Source organism: Streptomyces sp. NRRL WC-3618 (genome assembly GCF_001280005.1).
Classification (GTDB): Bacteria; Actinomycetota; Actinomycetes; order Streptomycetales; family Streptomycetaceae; genus Streptomyces.
The window spans coordinates 13,440-32,823 of record NZ_LGDW01000444.1; the positions used below are offsets into that span (position 1 = coordinate 13,440).

The following is a 19,384-nucleotide window of genomic DNA, read 5'->3' on the forward strand; positions in this document are numbered from 1 at the left end:
AGAAGAACCGCCCAGCCGGCGGAGCCTAACTCGCCTTGCGGTGGAAGGGGTGCAGGAGATCCGAGAGGTGCCAGTGATGGTCTTCCTTCGGCGCCCCGGACGCCCCGCCGACGGCCGACTCCGCCTCGGGTGCCGAGCGCTGCCGGTGCATCGAGTTCTGTACCGACGACACCTGCCCCGCCCGCATGATGCGCACGACGTGGGCGTCGCAGTTCTGACAGGTGGGCCGGGTCAGCGGGGACGGTACGACGTTGCCGTCCGCCACGTACATGACCGTCTGGGCGCCCTCGGCGTCGACGTGGTGCTCGATCTCGTACGACTGTTCCCAGCCGTGCCCGCAGCGCATGCAGGCGAAGGAATACGACTCGTGAACGACGGCGGTGGCCGTACCGCGGTGGCCGGTGATCTCGCTCATGCCAGCTCCTCTTGTCCGCTGGACAAAGGACGGAAGCGTCCCTGGGAACCAGTGGACGCCTCTACCGGCGGGAAGGCATCCGACCTGTCGACTGTTGAAGGCGTTTTGGGCATTCCTTGTGGGAACAGCCCCAATTCGCGGGCTGCGCTTTGCCGTTGGCCGTTCCCCTTTGCACGCCTATGGCTTTGTGCGCCTATGGCGTGACCGGCATCGCCTCACCGGCGTTCTTCGCGGCCACCACCGCGTCGAACACCTCCCGCTTGGGCAGCCCCACCTCGGCCGCGACGGCCGCGATGGCCTCCTTGCGCCGCTCCCCCGCCTCCTCCCGCACCCGCACCCGCCGCACCAGTTCCTCCGCGCCGAGCTCCCCGCCGTCCTTCTCGGGGGCGCCCTCGACGACGACGGTGATCTCACCCCGTACGCCCTCGGCCGCCCATTCCGCCAGCTCGGCCAGCGGGCCGCGCCTGACCTCCTCGTACGTCTTCGTCAACTCCCGGCAGACGGCGGCCCGTCGGTCGGTGCCGAACACCTCGGACATGGCGGCGAGGGTGTCGTCGAGGCGGTGCGGGGCCTCGAAGTAGACGAGGGTGCGGCGTTCCTGGGCCACCTCGCGGAGCCGGGAGAGGCGTTCGCCGGCCTTCCTCGGCAGGAAGCCCTCGAAGCAGAACCGGTCGACGGGCAGCCCCGACAGCGCGAGCGCGGTGAGCACGGCGGACGGACCCGGTACGGCCGTCACCTTGACGTCCTTCTCCACGGCGGCGGCGACCAGCCGGTACCCGGGGTCGGACACCGACGGCATGCCCGCGTCCGTCACCAGCAGCACCCGCGACCCGCCGAGCAGCGCCTCGACGAGTTCGGGGGTGCGCGCGGCCTCGTTGCCCTCGAAGTACGACACCACGCGCCCCCTGGGCTGCACGCCGAGCGCCTGCGTGAGCCGGCGCAGTCGCCGGGTGTCCTCGGCCGCGATGACGTCGGCGCCCGCCAGTTCCGCCGCGAGCCGGGGCGGCGCGTCCGTGATGTCGCCGATGGGGGTGCCTGCCAAAACCAAGGTTCCTGTCACGTTTCCATCCTCGCAGGGCCCTATCCCAGGACGCACACAGCGCTGTTCCCTACGATGGCGCGGTGACCAGTACCGCGCCCTCCACGGACATCCGGCAAAGCTCCCCCTCGGCAGAGCAGCGGCCGTCGTGGCAGCAGCGGCTGCGCCGATACGGCTACACGCCGAAGCCGACAAGCGATGTCCGGGACCGGCTGGTGCCGCCGTACACCGAGCCGAGTCCCCGGCTGTGGTCGGCCCTCGGACTGCCGCCGACCCTCACCGACCGGATCACGCGCTGGTCCGGCTGGGGCGGCCCGCTGCTGGTGACGCTCCTGGCGGGCCTGCTGCGCTTCTGGAACCTGGGCAGTCCCAAGCGGGTGATGTTCGACGAGACGTACTACGCGAAGGACGCGTGGGGCATCATCCACCGCGGCTTCGAGGTCAACTGGGACAAGGACGTCAACAACCTGATCCTCCAGCACAACGGGCACGTCCCCATCCCGACCGACCCGGCCTATGTCGTGCATCCGCCCGTCGGGAAGTACGTCATCGGGCTCGGCGAATGGATGTTCGGGTTCACTCCGTTCGGCTGGCGCTTCATGACGGCGCTGCTGGGCACGCTGTCGGTCCTGATCCTGTGCCGCGTCGGCCGCCGGCTCTTCCGGTCCACCTTCCTGGGCTGTCTGGCGGGCGCGCTGATGGCGGTCGACGGCCTGGCCTTCGTGATGAGCCGCACCGCGCTGCTCGACGGCGTCCTCCAGTTCTTCGTCCTCGCCGCCTTCGGCTGCCTGGTCATCGACCGCGACAGGGCCCGCGAACGACTGGCGGCGGCGCTCCCGCCGGACGCGGACGGTGTCGTACGACCGGACGCGCACACCGCCGAGACGACACGCTTCGGGGTGCGCCCGTGGCGCTGGCTCGCGGGGCTGCTGCTGGGCCTGGCCATCGGTACGAAGTGGAACGGCCTGTACATCCTGGCCGCGTTCTGTGTGATGGCGGTGCTGTGGGACGTCGGCACCCGCAAGGTCGCCGGCGCCGGCCACCCGTACGAGGCGGTCCTCAAGCGCGACCTGGGCTGGGCGTTCCTGGCGACGGTCCCGGTGGCCATCGTCACGTATCTGCTCTCCTGGACGGCCTGGATCCTCTCCCCGTCCGACGGCACCGGCGGCTACTACCGCAACTGGGCCGCGACCGAGGGCCGGGGCAGCAGCTGGTCGTGGCTGCTGCCGGACTGGTGGCGCAGCCTCTGGCACTACGAGCACGCGGTGTACGAGTTCCACGTGGGCCTGCACACCCCGCACAACTACCAGTCGAACCCGTGGAGCTGGCTCGTCCTGGGCCGCCCGGTCTCCTTCTTCTACGAGTCCCCCGAACCCGGCAAGGGCGGCTGCCCCACCGGTCTGGGCCAGAGCTGCGCCCGCGAGGTCCTGGCTCTGGGCACGCCCCTGCTGTGGTGGGCGGCCTGCTTCGCGGTCCTGTACGTCCTGTACCGCTGGCTGCTGCGGCGTGACTGGCGGGCGGGCGCCATCGCCTGCGGGATCGCGGCGGGCTATCTCCCCTGGTTCATGTACCAGGAGCGCACGATCTTCTTCTTCTACGCGGTCGTCTTCCTGCCCTTCCTGTGCCTGGCCGTGGCGATGATGATCGGCGCGATGGTCGGCCCACCGGGGTCGAGTGAACGCCGCCGGGTCGCGGGGGCGGCGGGCGCGGGCGTGCTGGTGCTGCTGATCGCGTGGAACTTCATCTACTTCTGGCCCATCTACACGGGGACGCCGATTCCCATCGACTCATGGCGTTCACGTATGTGGCTGGACACCTGGGTCTGAAGCAGGACCCGAACCAGGTTCTGAATCAGGGTCCGATCGGTCTTCAGATCACACTTCTGATCATTCTTCGGACAACAGTTGGGACAAGAGGCGGAAACACCCCTCACCGCAGCCCCTCGGGCCACTTACAGTGCAGTGGCCAACGGGGAGGGAACTCACATGCGCAAGGGAGCCAAAGCCGTCATCGTCGGGTCCGTGTTCACGGTGATGGTCGGGGGAGCCGGATACGGCACGTTCAACATCGTGTCGGCGCTCAACGAGGACAGCGGGCCGCCGGCCGTGAAGACCGGGCCGCCGTCGAAGGACGAGATAGCGGAGACCAGCGAGAAGTTCTTCGCGGCCTGGGAGAAGGGGCAGGCGCAGGCCGCCGGCGACCTCACCGACAACGCGGCCCCCGCGACCACGCTGATCAGTGACTACAAGGCCACCGCGCACATCACCGGCGTGAAGATCACCCCCGGGACGGCCACCGGAGCGACCGTGCCCTTCTCGGTGAAGGCCACCGTGTCCTTCCAGGGCCGGAGCAAGCCCCTCGCCTACACGAGCAGCCTGCGCATCGTCCGGGGTACGACGACCGGGCGGGCGCTCGTCGACTGGAAGCCGTCGGTCGTCCACCCCGGGCTCAGGGCCGTCGGGGACGCGCTGGTCACCGGGGAGGCCGGGAGCCCGCCGATCGAGGCCGTGGACCGGGACGGCAAGGTCCTGACGAAGGAGAAGTACCCCTCCCTCGGGCCGGTCCTGGACACCCTGCGGGCGCGCTACGGCGACAAGGCGGGCGGAAAGCCGGGCATCGAGCTGATGGTCCGGCACGCCGACACGAACGTCGCCGACACCTCACTGGTGACCCTCGCCGAGGGCACCCCGGGCAAGCTGGAGACGACGCTGAGCGCGAGCGCGCAGGCCGCCGCCGAGGAGGCGGTGCTGAAGTTCTCCGAGTCGTCCGTGGTCGCCGTACAGCCGAGCACCGGTGAGGTGCTGGCGGTCGCGAACCACCGTAAGGACCAGTTCAACGCGGCCTTCGAGGGCACGTTGGCGCCGGGCTCCACGATGAAGATCGTCACGGCGGCGATGCTGATCGACAACGGCGTGACCTCGATGAACGGGCCGGCGCCCTGCACCCAGACCGCGGTCTGGAAGAGCCAGACCTTCAGCAACCTCAAGGGCATGGCTCCGAACGAGAACGCCACCCTCGCGAACGACTTCCTGCGCTCCTGCAACACCGGTTTCATCAAGCTGATCGACGGCACCGAGGCGAAGCCGCTCACCGACGAGTCGCTGACGACCGAGGCCCAGGAGCGGTTCGGGCTCGGGCGGGACGACTGGAAGACCGGGATCACCTCCTTCGACGGCAGCGTCCCCGCCTCCGCCGGCCCGGACCGGGCGGCCAACGCGATCGGCCAGGGCCAGGTCCAGATGAGCCCGCTGAACATGGCGTCGGTGACGGCGACGGCGATCACGGGTGAGTTCCGGCAGCCGTACCTCGTATCGCCGGACCTGGACAAGCGCGAGCTGGCGACGGCGAAGGGCCTGCCGGCGAGTACGTCCGCGCAGCTCAAGCAGATGATGCGGATGACGGCGACGCAGGGCACCGCGGCGCGGGCCATGGCCGGGCTGAGCGGGGACATCGGGGCGAAGACGGGGTCAGCCGAGGTGGACGGGCAGGCCAGGTCCAACAGCTGGTTCACCGGGTTCCGGGGCGACATCGCGGCGGCGGCCATGACCCAGGAGGGCGGTCACGGCGGCGACGCGGCCGGGCCGATTGTCGCAGCCGTGCTACGGACCGGCGACTGAACTCACCCTCGCGTGACGGGACTCTAGTGTGGTCCTCGTCGTTGAGGTGGATGAGGGCAACGGGGACCCTGGGGATTACGCGAAGGATCGGGAGCTGTGGGCAACAGAAGGCGCGTCGCCGAGCGACGGAGTGCACGCAAGGCCAAGCCTGCGGTGGTCGGCGGGATGATCGCCGTGGTGGTCGGCGGCGCCGGTTTCGGCGCCTACGCGCTGTCCGGCGGCGGAGCGGCGGCCGAGGAGGGCTCCTCCAGCGCGGCCACGGCCGACAGAAAGCCGTCGGTGCCGACGGGCCCGGTACCGGCGCCCCAGGTCAAGGCGATCGCCACGCGGTTCCTGACGTCCTGGCAGACGGGCAAGGTCGCCGAAGCGGCGGCGGCGACGAACGACACGACCACGGCCGCAGCGACCCTCCTCACCGGCTACACCAAGGATGCCCACATCACCGGTGTGACGATCACACCCGGCGTGGCGACGGGCGCCAAGGTCCCCTTCTCGGTCAAGGGCACGGTGACGTTCCGCGGCACGAGCAAGCCGCTGGCGTACGAGAGCGCGCTGACCGTGGTCCGTCGTACGTCCGACGGGAAGCCGCTGGTCGACTGGCACGCGTCGGTCGTCCACCCCGACCTGGCGGACGGCGACAAGCTCCTCACCGGAGAGTCCGGCACCCCGCCGATCAAGGCGGTGGACCGTGACGGCGGCGAGCTGACCCTCGCCAAGTACCCGTCCCTGGGCACGGTCCTGGACAGCCTCCGGGAGAAGTACGGCAAGAAGGCCGGCGGCAAGGCGGGCATCGAACTGCGCGTCGTGCGCGGTACGGAGTCGAAGGCCGCGAAGTCGGCCGACAAGACGCTGCTGGAGCTGAGCAAGGGCACCCCGGGCACCGTGAAGACGACGCTGAGCCCCACCCTGCAGGCGGCGGCGGAGGCGCAGGTCGCCAAGAAGCCGAAGTCGTCGGTCGTGCTCATGCGCCCCTCGACCGGCGAGATCCTGGCGGTGGCGAACCAGTCTCACGGCTTCAACACCGCGTTCCAGGGCTCGCTCGCGCCGGGTTCGACGATGAAGATCCTCTCGTCGTCGCTGCTGATCGAGAAGGGGCTGGCGTCCCCGGACAAGCCGCACCCGTGCCCGAAGTTCTCGACGTACGGCGGCTGGAAGTTCCAGAACGACGACAAGTTCGAGATCAAGGGCGGCACGTTCAAGGCGAGCTTCGCGCGGTCCTGCAACACGGCCTTCATCAGCCAGGCGAAGGAACTCGACAACGACAGCCTGACCAAGCAGGCGCAGCAGGTGTTCGGCCTCGGCATGGACAACTGGGCGATCGGCGTCTCGACCTTCGACGGCTCGGTGCCGGTCCAGTCGCAGGCGCAGATGGCGGCGTCGCTGATCGGGCAGGGCGGGGTGCGGATGAACCCGCTGAACATGGCGTCGGTCGCGTCGACCGTGGACACGGGGGTGTTCCGGCAGCCGTACCTGGTCTCGCCGGAGGTGGACGGACGCACCCTGGCGAAGGCGTCGCGCACGATGTCGCCGTCGACGCTGTCACAACTGCGGGAGCTGATGCAGTACACGGCGTCGTCCGGCACGGCGGCGGAGGCGATGGCCGGGCTGGGCCCGAACTACGGCGCGAAGACGGGCTCGGCGGAGGTCGACGGCCAGGACAAGCCGAACGGCTGGTTCACGGCGTACCGGGGCGACCTGGCGGGCGCGGGCGTGGTGGTGGAGGGCGGCCATGGTGGCAGCACGGCGGGTCCGATCGTGGCGGCGCTGCTGAAGGCGGGGTCGTAGGCGCTCACATTTCCAACCCGTCCGGCGTTTGAGGACAAGGCCCGTTCAGGGCCGGAGCGGGGGTCTGGGGGCGCAGCCCCCCAGCGAGGTCAACTAGGCACCCGCGCCCCCGCCATATAGGTGCGCCTCAGGAACCGCATCAAGGTCTTCTTCTCGAACTGCACCACCGACACACTCCCCCCCGAGTGGAACTCGACAACCGCCTGCACCCGCCCGAGGGGCCACACCCGCACCTCCCCGGACCCCACCGGCGCCCGCAGCCCCTCCTCCAGGAGGGACCGCGAGAACGTCCACTCGTGGTGCCCGGGCAGCCCGACCCGCACCGCGCGCGGGTCGGCGTCCGGGTCGTAGCGCAGGACGACGCGGACCGCTTCGCGATCGTCGTCCTGGGTGTCCGTGATGATATGGGCTCGCGCGTACTGCTCCACTACGGACATCGGACGGCCCCTTACGCTACGTAACCTATGCGGAAGCTGTGAATCCGCTTCACTTCCCCTCCAATGTCGCATATTTTCCGAATTGCGCCCGCGCCCCGCCCAATCAGTTACACATCGCTCTTGCAAGGAGTTCGCAACAAGCCACTATCATCGAACGGTGCATGTGCCTGATGGATTCATCAACGCCCCCGTCTCCGTAGCGGCCGGAGTCGTCGCCGCCGGCGCCGTCGCCGTGAGCCTGCGCGGCGCCCGGCGCGAGCTGGACGAACGGATCGCACCGCTCGCCGGTCTGGTGGCCGCGTTCATCTTCGCCGTGCAGATGCTGAACTTCCCGGTCGCCGCCGGGACCAGCGGACACCTGCTCGGGGGCGCGCTCGCCGCGATACTCGTGGGGCCCTACACAGGGGTCCTGTGCGTGTCCGTCGTCCTGCTCATGCAGGGCATCCTCTTCGCGGACGGCGGCCTCACCGCGCTCGGCGTGAACATCACGGTCATGGCCGTCGTGACAACCGTCGTCGGCTACGCCGTCTTCCGCGGCCTGGTGAAGGTGCTCCCCAGGAAGCGCCGTTCCGTCACCGTCTCGGCCTTCGTCGCCGCCGCGCTCTCCGTACCGGCCGCCGCCCTCGCCTTCACGCTCGTCTACGCGATCGGCGGCACGACGGACGTACCGATCGGCCGGGTCCTCACCGCGATGGTCGGCGTGCACGTACTGATCGGGCTCGGCGAGGCCGCGATCACCGCGTTCACGGTCGGCGCCGTCATCGCCGTACGGCCGGATCTCGTGCACGGCGCCCGAGGCCTGCGCCAGAAGCTCCAGCTGCGGGTCGGCGGCGAGCTGGTGGACGCGGCCCCCGAGCCGCAGCCCACCCCCGCCCCGGCCCGCCGCACCCGCGCCGTCTGGCTCACCGGCCTCGCCGCCTCGCTCGTCCTCGCCGGTGTCGTCAGCTTCTACGCCTCCGCCAGCCCCGACGGCCTGGAGAAGGTCGCCGCCGACAAGGGCATCGACGCCAAGGCCGAGGCACACGCCGCCGCCGACTCCCCGCTCGCCGACTACGGCGTCGAGGGCATCACCGACGGCCGGCTCTCGGGCGGGCTCGCCGGTGTGATCGGCGTCGGCGCGACGATCGCCGCCGGGACGGGCGTCTTCTGGGCGGTACGCAGGCGGCGTACCGACGAGGACAGCCCGGCCGTCACCCCCCGCGCGAGCGTCTGAGGTGGGCTCAGGGCACGCGCACCGGCTCTACCGGCACGCCCACTCCCCCGTGCACGCCCTGCCGCCGCACACCAAACTGGCCGCCGCCTTCGCCTTCGTGATCGTGGTCGTCTCCACGCCCCGCGAGGCGGTGTGGGCCTTCGCGGTGTACGCCGTACTGCTGGCGGCCGTGGCCCGCGCCGCCCAGGTGCCCGCCGCCTTCCTGCTCAAGCGCCTGCTGATCGAGGTCCCCTTCGTCGCCTTCGCCGTGCTCATGCCGTTCGTGGCACAGGGCGAGCGGGTGGACGTCCTGGGCGTGTCGCTCAGCGTCAACGGCCTCTGGGGCGCCTGGAACGTGCTCGCCAAGGGCACCCTCGGCGTCGCCACCTCCGTACTCCTCGCCTCCACCACCGAACTGCGCGAACTCCTCCTCGGACTCCAGCGCCTCAAACTCCCGCCGCTGCTCGTGCAGATCGCCTCCTTCATGATCCGGTACGGCGACGTCATCACCGACGAGATGCGGCGGATGCGGATCGCCCGGGAGTCGCGCGGGTTCGAAGCGCGGGGAGTGCGGCATTGGGGCGTGCTGGCGAAGTCCGCCGGAGCGCTGTTCATCCGGGCGTACGAGCGGGGCGAGCGCGTACATCTGGCCATGATCAGCCGGGGGTACGCCGGTTCCATGCCCGTCATCGACGAGGTGACCGCGTCCCGGGCGCAGTGGTCGTACGCCTTCGCCCTGCCCGCCGCCGCTCTCGTCGTCTGCCTGCTGGGATGGTCCCTATGACACCTTCACCGATCCCCTCCCTCGAGGTCGCCGGGCTGGCCTACGCCTACCCCGACGGCCATCAGGCCCTCTTCGGCGTCGACTTCTGCGTCGGGCGCGGAGAGCGGGTGGCGCTGCTGGGGCCCAACGGCGCCGGCAAGACGACCCTCGTGCTGCATCTCAACGGCATCCTCAGCGGGGGCGCGGGGACGGTCACCGTCGCCGGAATGCCCGTCGGCAAGCGGCACATGGCCGAGATTCGCCGCAAGGTCGGGATCGTCTTCCAGGATCCCGACGACCAGCTGTTCATGCCGACGGTCCGCGAGGACGTCGCCTTCGGGCCCGCCGCCGCGGGAATGAAGGGCGAGGAGCTCGAGCTGCGCGTGCGCGGCGCCCTCGACCTGGTCGGCATGGCGGACTTCGCCGACCGGCCGCCACACCACCTCTCCTTCGGGCAGCGGCGCCGGGTGGCGGTCGCGACGGTGCTCGCGATGGAGCCGGAGATCCTCGTCCTCGACGAACCGTCCTCCAACCTCGACCCCGCCTCGCGCCGCGAACTGGCCGACATCCTGCGGTCGTTGGACGTCACGGTCCTCATGGTCACGCACGATCTGCCGTACGCCCTGGAGCTGTGCCCGCGCGCGCTGATCCTCAGCGAGGGCGTCATCGCCGCCGACGGACGCACCGGCGACCTCCTCGCCGACGACGACCTGATGCGCGCCCACCGCCTGGAACTGCCCTTCGGGTTCGACCCGCGCTCGGTCGCCGCCGCCCCCACCCCGTGACGTTCACGCCGTCAACGCGTCCGTGACAATGGGCGCGTGATCGAACAAGAGGACGCGCACAACCCCGGGTCGCCGCGCCTCGAAGACCAGTTGTGCTTCGCGCTGTACGCGGCCCAGCGCGCGGTGACCGCCGCCTACCGCCCGCTCCTGGACGAGTTGGGCCTCACCTACCCGCAGTACCTCGTGCTGCTGGTCCTGTGGGAGCGGGGCGAGGTGACCGTGAAGGAGCTGGTCAGCGCCCTGTGCCTCGACTACGGCACGGTCTCGCCGCTGCTCAAACGGCTGGAGGCGGCGGGTCTCGTCCGCCGGGAGCGGTCGGCGCGGGACGAGCGGTCGTTCTCCATCGGCGTCACCGGGCGCGGCGAGGAACTCCGGGAGCGCGCGGCGAGCGTGCCGGGCGCGCTGCTCGCGGCGACGGAGTTGGGCGACGGCGCGGTCGCGCGGTTGCGGGGCGAGCTGTGGGAGCTGACGGAGCGGGCGCAGGGGGCGGCCGACCGGGCACGCCGCTGACCTGAGGTTTCCCACGGTTCCTACCCCCGGGTAACGGTCGCATCCCTACCGGCCGGTACCTTGTGCACGATGTAGTTGTGTTCACTTGGGGGAGGTTCTGCCGTGACCGACGACGCCACCGCTGTCGACACCCGTCCGACGAAGATCATGTACGTCGCCGAGGCCACCGCCCACGGCGGCCGGGACGGCGATGTGACCAGCCAGGACGGCCAGATCGCGCTGAAGGTGGCGATGCCGCCGCAGCTGGGCGGGGACGGCAACGGCACCAACCCTGAACAGCTGTTCGCGGCCGGTTACAGCTCGTGCTTCCACAACGCCCTGGTCCTGGTCGGCCGCCGCGAGGGCTTCGACCTGACCGGCTCCACGGTCGCCGCGAAGGTCGGCATCGGCCCCAACAAGCAGCGCGGCTACGGCCTCGCGGTCGCCCTGAGCGTCTCGCTGCCGGTCCTGGACCAGGAGATCGCGGCCAGGCTGGTGGAGGCGGCGCACGTGGTGTGCCCGTACTCGAACGCCACTCGTAACAACATCGATGTGACGATCATCCTGGGTTGACCCTCCTGCGATGAGGAATCGCGGGCGGGCAGGTGCGCGTTACCCCCGCGTGGACTTGAACATGGACGCGGGCGTTGCCGTGAACGGCACAGTGGCGGAGGGCTTCGAGCCCGTCAGGGCGGCCTTCGCGGCGAACTTCGCGACCGGCGGCGAGCGCGGCGCCGCCGTCACCGTGTACCGGCACGGGCACCGGGTCGTCGACCTGTGGGCCGGCACCCGTGACGTGGACGGCGACGCCCCCTGGGAGCACGGCACCGCCCAGATCGTGCGCTCGGCGACCAAGGGCGTCGCCGCCGCCGTACTCCTGATGCTGGCCGAACGCGGCGAACTGGACCTGGACGCGCCCGTGGGCGAGTACTGGCCGGAGTTCAAGGCGGCGGGCAAGGAGCGGACCCTCGTACGGCACCTGCTGGCGCACCGCGCGGGCGTCCCCGTCCTCGACCGGCCGCTCACGCCCGCCCAGGCCGCCGATCCCGCCCTCGGCGCGGCGGCCGTCGCGGCGCAGGCGCCCGCCTGGGAGCCGGGGGCCGACCACGGGTACCACGCGCAGACGTACAGCTGGCTGACGGGCGAGCTGGTACGGCGGGTCGGCGGGCGCCCGATCGGTGAGTGGGTCGCCGCCGAGATCGCCGGGCCGGCCGGGCTCGACCTGTGGATCGGGCTGCCGGAGAACGAGGCGGGGCGCGTGGGCCGGGTCGGGCGGGTGCAGATACCGGTGACGGGGAGCCCCGGCCTCAGGACGCGCCCCAAACGGTCCGTCGCCGACGCCTACGCCGATCCGGACTCGCTCACCAGCCGCGCCTTCGCCGCGATCAGCCCGCTGCCCGACGAGAACGACCCCGCGTACCGGGCCGCCGCCCTCCCCGCCTCCAACGGCATCGCCACGGCCGACGGACTCGCTCGCTTCTACGCCTCCCTGATCGGCCAAGTGGACGGCGGCACCCGCCTGTTCACCCCGGCGACGGTCGAGCTGGCCCGGCGCGAGCAGTCGGCGGGCCCGGACCGCGTGCTGGTGATCGGCACCCGCTTCGGCCTCGGCTACATGCTCCACGGCGCCGCCTCGCCGCTGCTGTCCCCCGGCTCCTTCGGCCACCCGGGCAGGGACGGCGCCCTCGGCTTCGCCGACCCCGAGTCGGGGATCGCCTTCGGCTATGTGACGAACGGCTTCCGCAAGAGCGTGACGGCGGACGGGCGGGCGCAGGCCCTGGTACGGGGCGTGCGGACCGCCCTCCTGTCCGAGGGCAGATGAACCCGTCCGAGCCGGTGAGCTCTACCCGAGGGCCAGTGAACGCGATGTACGCCCCGACGCCTCGTCGATCTCGTCGTGGGCCTTTGTCAGCAGCTTCATCGCCAGTTCGTTGAGGGCGCGCGCCCCGGCGATCTCCTCGCCGACGCGCGGCTGATTCTCGTCGGACCGGTGACGGCTGGCGTATCCGTGGGCCCGTACCTCGCTCCCGTCCGCGAGTCTTACGAGCGCCGCGGCCCGCGTGCGCTGCTCGTCCTCCTCGAACTCCAGCTCGACATGCCATCCCACCGCGGTCTGCGTCATGACGATCACCTCCGGTACCCGCTCCTTCCAGGGTGCGCCTGTCCGCCCGCGCCCGCACGCGTACCGCCCCCTCTGCGGCGTCCGTTGTGTGTGACTTTCGTCGCGATCGCCCTGTCTCATGTGTGCCCGGGGCCCGTACCGTGCTCTGCTGAAGGCTTCCCGCGCACCTCCCGCACCGACGCCAAGGAGTTGTCGTGCCCCATACCTCCGGCCGACCCCGCGCCCACCGCGGCCGTTAACGGGCCACGGGCACGTTCCGATCATGCGCTGCTGTCTCTCCGCCCCCCTCGCCGCCCTGGCGGCGTTCCCCGCTCCCCGCGACCTCGTCCGTTCCGGCGCGCTCCTGACGCCCGCCGTGCTCCGGTCCGCGCTCGCCGCGCGCCGGGAGCGGCTCACCCGCACCGACGTCGTGACGGCCCTCAACCTGGAGCTGGTCACGCTCGCCGAGGATCACGCCGTGATCACCTGGTACACGGCCGTACCCGGCACCGACGACGGTTTCGGCCACCTCGTCCCCGCGGTCACCGAGGGCGAGGTCGTCTACGGCACCCACCCGGCCCACCTCAACCGCACGGCGTCGGAGGGTCGCCCGACCGCCCACCACCACGTCGAGCTGACGGACCTGGAACCGGGCCAGACGTACTACTACCAGGCCCGTTCGCGCGGCCGGGCGGCCACACCGACGCCCCTGCACCTGGTGCGCGGCAACGCGGTCGGCACCTCTCTGCACGGCCTGGGCTCCCACGGCGGCCCCTATTCCTTCACGACCCCCGAGCCGCCCCCCGGCCGCCATCTCATGTCCATCGCGCTCTGCAACGACCTGCACCTGGGCGAGACCACGGCGGGCCGGGTGGCCGGCGTACCGATGCTGCGCGGGGTCTCGCAGCAGCCCGGCCTGGACCCGTACCCGGAGATCATGAGCGTGGCCATGGTCGAGGAGGCCCACCGGCGCGGCGCGGACGTGCTCCTCGCGGCCGGGGACATCTCGGCGGCCGGCGCACCCCGGGACCTGGCCGAGGCCCGCCGCATCCTGGACGGCTTCGGCACCCACGGACGGGACTACTTCGTCGTACGCGGCAACCACGACCGCCCCCGGCACCCCGACGACTCCTTCCGCGACGGCTTCCTGGGCGGCGCCGACGGCCCCGGCTACTTCGCGCGCGACCTGGGCGGCCTGCGCCTGATCGGCCTCGACACCTACGAGAAGAACGGCAACGGCGGAGACGCGGGCGGGCTGAGCGCGGAGCAACTGGCATGGTTCCGGGCCGGCTTGCGCGCCGACCGCGACCAGCCGACGATCGTCTTCGGCCACCACCCGCTCACCACAAGGGACTCGGTCTTCCCGATGGGCCGCGGCCAGCGCCTGGACCGCGGCCAGGCCCGCGAGATCGTCGACGCCTACGCGTCCTCCCCCGGCGTCTTCCTCCACCACGCGGGCCACACCCACCGCAACAAACGCACGGTCCTGACGAGCGCCCCGCACGTCACCCAGCAGGAGGTCAGCGCGGTCAAGGACTACCCGGGCGGCTTCTGCCTCCTGCGTGTCCACACCGGCGGCTACGCCCTCAACTACTACAAGAACAGCAGCGTCCCGGCCCGAGCCTGGGTGGAACGCAGCCGCCTCACAGCGGGCGGCCTGTGGCCCCACCACGCCCTCGGCCGCTCGGTGACCGACCGCAACAGCATGCGCCCGCACGACCTGTCGGGCGTACGTGCTTACCTGCGTGCATGACAGTCAACACCCCGGCGAAGACAGCCCCGTTCCACATCCGTCCCCGCACGGAGGCGGACCTCGACGCATGCGTACGAACACGTCGACGGTCCACGACCAGAACGCGTACCCCCTCAACTGGCCTGCCGACCCGGCCGGTTGGCTGACCCCACGCTCACTCCTCGCGGTGTGGGTGGCAGAAGGCGAGGGTGGTGAGGGCATCATCGGCCACATCGTCCTGTCCCGCAGCGAGGAGGGCGACGCGGCGGCGGCCCTGTGGAGCGGCGGCCCGACGGCCGTGATCAACCGCCTGTACGTCGATCCGGCGGCCCGGGGCCGGGGAGTTGGCGCGGCGCTGATGGAACGGGCGGTGGCGGAGGCGGAGTTGCGCGCCCTGCACCCCGTACTCGACGTGGCGTCGAGCGACACAGCGGCGGCGGCCCTGTACGAGCGCCTGGGCTGGACGCTGCTGGCGGCGGAGGTGGAGCAGGAATGGGGGCCGGGGCGGCGGGTGACGGTGCGGTGCTATGCGGCGCCGGGGCCCTGAGCAGGCATCTCCCCGGAATCGCGGGGGCCCGCCACTTATTGGCCCCGACATGACCTCCGACCGGCGCACGATCACCAACCCGCCCGCCCTGCACGACCCGATGCCCTTCGGCTACAGCCATGCCGTGTCGGCGGCGCCCGGCGAAACCCCGTACATCGGGGGCCAGTACGCCTCCGACGCCACCGGCGGACCCGTCCCCGGCGACTTCGCCACCCAGGTGGACCTGGCGTTCGACCGGCTCCGCTCGGCGCTCGAGGGAGTTGGCCTCGGCTACGAACACGTCGTGCGCCTGGGCACGTTCGTCGTCGACCACGACCTCGGCAAGCTGGAGACCCTCGGCAAGGCACTGCACGCCCGCTTCGGCGACCGCCTCCCGGCGCATACCCTGAGCGGGGTCGCCTCACTGACCCTGCCGGGGATGCTGTTCGAGGTGGACGCGGTGGCGGTACGCCCGTAGCAGGCGGGTGAGGATCAAGGCCCCCTCCCGGACCACCCCGATAGCTGCCAGGCGAGGGGGTGGTCCGGTCTCGGTATGAGGTTGTGAAGCGCGGCCCCCCAGGTTGGGAGGGGAGCTCCCAGAATTCCGACGAGCCGCGCCCCTTGGCCGGAGTGGTCAGACTCCGGCCATTGACCGGATCGCCGTCCACTCCCGAGCGCGAGGGAGCAGAACGGGGCGGCGACCCGGGGTCGGTCAGGCCGAGTTCTCAGCCCATAGCCGGTCAAGGTCGAGGCGGCACCACACCGTCTTGCCGGCCCTGGTCCCCGGCGACCACCACACCGCGTCCGCCAGCCGCTGAACGATCAGCAGCCCCCGTCCCCGATCCGGCAGCAACGCTTCGGAGAAACTGCCCGCAAGATCGGGCGAGAAGAACTCACCCACCGGGAGATCCGGCGGAGTCGAATCCTCATCCGACACCCCGATGACCAACACTTCCGGATACGTCATCAGCGACACATCGATACGCCGCCCAGAACCAGGTAGCGCTAGCCGGTTGTCCGGCACCACATGATGAACGACATTGCCAACCAGTTCCGACACGACGAGCCGCGCGTCGTCGACCGCGTGCTCCAGGTGCCAGGTCTTGAGGTACGAGCCGACCATGTCCCGCGCAGCCTTGACGCAGTCCGGCGACTCGGCAAAGAGCGTCAGCGCCCGGAAGTGTCCGTTTGCCGGATCATGAATCGAACGACGCGGAGCACCCACCGCCGCTGCATTCGCCGTGTGTTCGCTCTGCTGTGCTTCCACCGCGTCCCCTCCCGAGCACTGACAGGCCCTGTAGCCCGTCGATCTGTGCCGACCAGTGAACGACGCAGGAAGCGCAAGCGGGAGCGTTCACCAGGGGGTTCACGTGAACACCGGCCAGCACAAAGGGGGTTCACCAATGAACCCCCCAAGACGAAACTGCTGTGACACGATGGACACTCGCTGTCATTCTCGGGTTGGCAGGGGAGCATGAACCGAGAGCCGAACGCACAGCTGATCGCCGTCATGGGCGAGGCGCAAGTTTCGAACAAGGGTCTCGCGAAGCGAATGCAGGACACCGCTGCCCAGCGAGGAGTGAATCTCGGCACGACGCACGTCGCCGTACAACGATGGCGAGACGGCTCCGGCATCCAGCCGCAGACAGCGGCGATCATGGCGGACGCACTCTCCGCCAAGCTGGGCCGCCGCATGACACCGGGCGATCTCGGGTTCTTCGATCACTCGCGTGCGAGCACCCCGCAACAAATCGGCTACCCCGGCACTGTCCCCGACGTGCTGTCGATGCTGGCAGGACTGGCCGACCAGCGCGCCGAAGCCCCCGCATCCGACCAACTGACAGTTACGGAAGGCGACCTCAACTCCGCTGTCCTGTCATGGATGATCGCGCGCCCCGACGGCATCCAGGCCGACAAGCCCGCCGGCCAACGCATCGGCATGCGGGACGTACGCGCGATCAGAGACGCCGCCAGCATGTTCATGCAACTCGACTTCAAGTACGGCGGAGGCCACGGCCACAGAGCACTGCGCCACTACTTCCGGCACGAAGTCCTGCCCCTGCTGGACGCCAGCTACAGCGAAAGAGTAGGTACGGCGTTATTCGGCGCCGCCGCCGAAGTCTCCCAGCTACTCGCGTGGACCGCGTACGACACCGGAAACCACCGACTCGCCCACCGCTACCTCACCTCCACACTCCGCCTCTCGCAGGTCATCGACGACCGCATGTTCGGCGCCCGCATCCTCGGCAACCTCAGCCACCAGGCCAACTACCTCGGCAACCACGCCCAGGCGATCCGCCTTTCCCGTGCGGCAGTCGAGGGCGCCAAAGGCCGGGCCACACCCAGGGCGATGGCGCTGAACTCGGCAATGGAGGCCCGCGCCCTGTCCAACGCAGGCGACCCGATCGGCGCCGGACGCGCGATGAACGAAGCGGAACGCTACTTCGAACGCGCGGACACCGCCGAAGACCCCGCGTGGCTCGGCTACTTCGACTCCGCGGAACTCATGGGCGAAATCTGCCACTGCTTCCGCGACCTCAGGATGCGCCGGGAGTCCGTGACAGCAGCGCAACGCGCGGTCGACGACACCGACCCGAAATACGCCCGCACCCTCGGTTTCTGCCGCATGGTGCTCGCCCAAAGCCACCTCCTGAACGGTGACTTGGAAGCCGCCGTCACAACCGCCAGCCTGGCCGTGAACGGCGGAGACACCCTCCAGTCCACCCGCTTCCAGCGCTACGTGACCGACTTCCAGGCCGAGGTGAGCACCCACGCGACGAACCCGGTCGTGGCCGCCTTCAACAACCAGGTCCGCGACGCACTTGCCCGCCTGGAGGACGACGCGTAACGCCTACCAGGGCCGCCAGTCCCGAAGCGCATCATCATTGCGCAGCCCAGCGATCCGCCGGCGATACTCGGCCGCCGTCCCCTCGTCCTCCTGCACGTTCTGCATCAGCCACGTCGTCATACCGAACTCCTGCAAGCCACGCAGCGTCTCGTAGCCGTGCCAGTCGTACAGATCCCGCCCGTACGCGGCCACGAATTCGGCGTACTGCTCATCGGTCTGCCAGCCAAGACTGTGATGCTCCACCGACGTGACCATCAGATCCCACTCGGGATGATCGAAGCAGAAGGCCTCGAAGTCGATCAGGATCACCTTTCCCTGATCGTCCACCATGAGGTTCTGTACGTGGGCATCACCGTGCACCGGACCCTTGGGAGTCTCGAACCGCAACTCGTCATACCTGTCACGCAGTTCGAACCAGCGCTTACGCAGGAAGACCTTGTCATCGTCGGAGACCACGGCCCGGTCCAGACGCAGTTCCTGCTTGTCGAAGGGATCAAACGAGGGCAGTTCAAGACCGTCCGGCACGGTCAGAGAGTGCAGATCCCGCAGGACGCCCCCCAACTCCCCGTAGGTCGCCTTCCGATCACCCTCAACGATCAGATGCCAGAACGTCACCGGATGACCGTCCACCAAGAGCGGCTGCTCAAGATCCTCAACGATTCGAGCCGCAGGGAACCCCTCCGCCGCCAGCCATCGCGAGACAGCCACTTCCGTACGCGCCGTCGGCCACCACTCCTCCCCCCGAGCCACACGCACGATCACCGGAGCCGAAGCCAGCCGGAACAACGCGTTCTCCCCAAGCCGGATCAACTCCGCCCCACCGCCATCGAGCCCCACAGCCCGGCACGCGGCACCTAACACCCGCGTAGCCCTCGCCGACGTGAACCCCTCTTCCGACCGAGCAGCATCAACCGCCATGCCCGTACCAGCTCCCCTAGTCGCGCGCGATCAACCGGCGCACGCCCACGGGTGACCAACCCGACGTACGCCAGACACGACCCCGACGGTACCTAGTTCCCGAGCGCTGAGACGAGTGCCAAGCTCAGGCATACACCTTGCGCTTGGCACGCTCGCGGCCCAGTCCCCCCGCAACTGACGCTCCCGTGGCAGCATGTAAGTGACACATGGGATGCAAACGGCACGTCAGATGGGTAGGGGAGCGATGACAGCGCCGGGCGATACAGGGCCTGAAGTAAGGTCCATGAGGAACGAGTTCGCGTTGGAACGGTACCGTTACCTCCTGCAGCAGATTCACGCAGTGAACGAGAACGCGCACCGTTTTCTTGCCATCTACCAGACGCTCGCTACGGGCCTCGTCACCGCAGCTCTTGCACTGTTTGTTGGGTATCGAAAGTGGGGGGTGAACCCTAGCACCGCGCGAGGCGGAGTGATCGGATTACTCAGCCTCACCACAGTGGTCGCCGCATTCACCTCTACGTTGATTGTGGTCGGTGCCATTGCATGGTTTGACTACCGAAACGAGGAGTGCGACATCACTGACGAGATGGTGGAGCCCGGCTTTCGCACGCGTCCACGCTCTCGTAATTTCTTTCGCTGGTACGAGACTTATGTCTTGTTATTCATTCTCGTCTCGCTGATGGTTATGTGGCTGCTCGCCGACTTCTTCCTTCTACCAGCGATAAAGTGAGCGCGCA

At 69.8% G+C, this 19,384-nt stretch carries 20 protein-coding genes; 14 read left to right on the forward strand and 6 right to left on the reverse strand.

Annotation, left to right across the window (positions count from 1 at the left end; all coding sequences use genetic code 11):
* Positions 1-25: 25 nt before the first annotated feature.
* A complete protein-coding gene (locus ADL01_RS28965) occupies positions 26-415 on the reverse strand; it encodes a hypothetical protein (protein ID WP_053744948.1) in 390 nt (129 codons plus the stop codon).
* Positions 416-608: 193 nt separating this feature from the next.
* Positions 609-1,475, reverse strand: a complete 867-nt coding sequence (gene rsmI, locus ADL01_RS28970; protein ID WP_053744949.1) for a 16S rRNA (cytidine(1402)-2'-O)-methyltransferase — start codon at positions 1,473-1,475, stop codon at positions 609-611.
* A 62-nt stretch (positions 1,476-1,537) separates the two neighbouring features.
* Here rsmI and ADL01_RS28975 point away from each other — a divergent pair, with 62 nt between their 5' ends.
* The 3 genes from ADL01_RS28975 (at position 1,538) to ADL01_RS28985 (ending at position 6,856) form a co-directional block, all read left to right on the forward strand.
* Positions 1,538-3,280 carry a dolichyl-phosphate-mannose--protein mannosyltransferase gene (locus tag ADL01_RS28975; protein ID WP_053744950.1) on the forward strand — a complete coding sequence of 581 codons (1,743 nt, stop codon included), beginning with the start codon at positions 1,538-1,540 and terminating at the stop codon, positions 3,278-3,280.
* A gap of 159 nt (positions 3,281-3,439) precedes the next feature.
* Entirely contained in the window at positions 3,440-5,071 is a 1,632-nt protein-coding gene (locus ADL01_RS28980; RefSeq protein ID WP_053744951.1) for a penicillin-binding transpeptidase domain-containing protein, read from the forward strand.
* A 96-nt stretch (positions 5,072-5,167) separates the two neighbouring features.
* Entirely contained in the window at positions 5,168-6,856 is a 1,689-nt protein-coding gene (locus ADL01_RS28985) for a penicillin-binding transpeptidase domain-containing protein (protein ID WP_053744952.1), read from the forward strand.
* Between the two features lie 89 nt (positions 6,857-6,945).
* Here ADL01_RS28985 and ADL01_RS28990 read toward each other — a convergent pair whose 3' ends face one another.
* Positions 6,946-7,293 (reverse strand): SsgA family sporulation/cell division regulator, encoded by a 348-nt coding sequence (locus ADL01_RS28990; RefSeq protein ID WP_053744953.1) that lies wholly within the window; start codon positions 7,291-7,293, stop codon positions 6,946-6,948.
* 157 nt (positions 7,294-7,450) lie between these two features.
* Between ADL01_RS28990 and ADL01_RS28995 the strand changes: the two genes are divergently transcribed.
* From ADL01_RS28995 to ADL01_RS29020, 6 genes are all read left to right on the forward strand, one after another.
* Positions 7,451-8,506 (forward strand): energy-coupling factor ABC transporter permease, encoded by a 1,056-nt coding sequence (locus ADL01_RS28995; RefSeq protein WP_053744954.1) that lies wholly within the window; start codon positions 7,451-7,453, stop codon positions 8,504-8,506.
* 1 nt (position 8,507) lies between these two features.
* Entirely contained in the window at positions 8,508-9,269 is a 762-nt protein-coding gene (cbiQ, locus tag ADL01_RS29000; RefSeq protein ID WP_053744955.1) for a cobalt ECF transporter T component CbiQ, read from the forward strand.
* Positions 9,266-10,033 (forward strand): energy-coupling factor ABC transporter ATP-binding protein, encoded by a 768-nt coding sequence (locus ADL01_RS29005; protein ID WP_053744956.1) that lies wholly within the window; start codon positions 9,266-9,268, stop codon positions 10,031-10,033. The genes cbiQ and ADL01_RS29005 overlap by 4 nt, the downstream gene beginning before the upstream one ends.
* Before the next feature lie 36 nt (positions 10,034-10,069).
* The gene (locus tag ADL01_RS29010) at positions 10,070-10,543 is read left to right on the forward strand and encodes a MarR family winged helix-turn-helix transcriptional regulator (protein ID WP_053744957.1); all 474 of its coding nucleotides are present in this window, start codon (positions 10,070-10,072) and stop codon (positions 10,541-10,543) included.
* A 147-nt stretch (positions 10,544-10,690) separates the two neighbouring features.
* Positions 10,691-11,095: an organic hydroperoxide resistance protein gene (locus ADL01_RS29015; RefSeq protein WP_053745039.1), complete on the forward strand. Its 405-nt coding sequence runs from the start codon at positions 10,691-10,693 to the stop codon at positions 11,093-11,095.
* Between the two features lie 61 nt (positions 11,096-11,156).
* Positions 11,157-12,344 carry a serine hydrolase domain-containing protein gene (locus tag ADL01_RS29020; RefSeq protein WP_053745040.1) on the forward strand — a complete coding sequence of 396 codons (1,188 nt, stop codon included), beginning with the start codon at positions 11,157-11,159 and terminating at the stop codon, positions 12,342-12,344.
* Between the two features lie 21 nt (positions 12,345-12,365).
* On the opposite strand, the gene ADL01_RS29025 is transcribed toward ADL01_RS29020, so the two are convergent.
* The gene (locus ADL01_RS29025; protein WP_199834957.1) at positions 12,366-12,644 is read right to left on the reverse strand and encodes a DUF1876 domain-containing protein; all 279 of its coding nucleotides are present in this window, start codon (positions 12,642-12,644) and stop codon (positions 12,366-12,368) included.
* Between the two features lie 262 nt (positions 12,645-12,906).
* Here ADL01_RS29025 and ADL01_RS29030 point away from each other — a divergent pair, with 262 nt between their 5' ends.
* The 3 genes from ADL01_RS29030 (at position 12,907) to ADL01_RS29040 (ending at position 15,359) form a co-directional block, all read left to right on the forward strand.
* Entirely contained in the window at positions 12,907-14,376 is a 1,470-nt protein-coding gene (locus tag ADL01_RS29030) for a purple acid phosphatase family protein (protein WP_053744959.1), read from the forward strand.
* Positions 14,377-14,443: 67 nt separating this feature from the next.
* Positions 14,444-14,902, forward strand: a complete 459-nt coding sequence (locus tag ADL01_RS29035; RefSeq protein ID WP_053744960.1) for a GNAT family N-acetyltransferase — start codon at positions 14,444-14,446, stop codon at positions 14,900-14,902.
* A 49-nt stretch (positions 14,903-14,951) separates the two neighbouring features.
* Positions 14,952-15,359, forward strand: coding sequence for a RidA family protein (locus ADL01_RS29040; protein WP_053744961.1), 408 nt, complete (start codon positions 14,952-14,954; stop codon positions 15,357-15,359).
* Between the two features lie 234 nt (positions 15,360-15,593).
* Here the strand turns inward: ADL01_RS29040 and ADL01_RS29045 are convergent, their stop codons facing one another.
* Positions 15,594-16,148, reverse strand: coding sequence for an ATP-binding protein (locus tag ADL01_RS29045; RefSeq protein ID WP_053744962.1), 555 nt, complete (start codon positions 16,146-16,148; stop codon positions 15,594-15,596).
* A 207-nt stretch (positions 16,149-16,355) separates the two neighbouring features.
* On the opposite strand from ADL01_RS29045, the gene ADL01_RS29050 reads away from it, so the two are divergent.
* Complete coding sequence (locus ADL01_RS29050; protein WP_053744963.1) at positions 16,356-17,729, forward strand: hypothetical protein; 1,374 nt, start codon at positions 16,356-16,358, stop codon at positions 17,727-17,729.
* 3 nt (positions 17,730-17,732) lie between these two features.
* Here the strand turns inward: ADL01_RS29050 and ADL01_RS29055 are convergent, their stop codons facing one another.
* Entirely contained in the window at positions 17,733-18,647 is a 915-nt protein-coding gene (locus ADL01_RS29055; RefSeq protein ID WP_053744964.1) for a phosphotransferase enzyme family protein, read from the reverse strand.
* Positions 18,648-18,930: 283 nt separating this feature from the next.
* Here ADL01_RS29055 and ADL01_RS29060 point away from each other — a divergent pair, with 283 nt between their 5' ends.
* Positions 18,931-19,377 carry a hypothetical protein gene (locus tag ADL01_RS29060; RefSeq protein ID WP_053744965.1) on the forward strand — a complete coding sequence of 149 codons (447 nt, stop codon included), beginning with the start codon at positions 18,931-18,933 and terminating at the stop codon, positions 19,375-19,377.
* Positions 19,378-19,384: the final 7 nt, after the last annotated feature.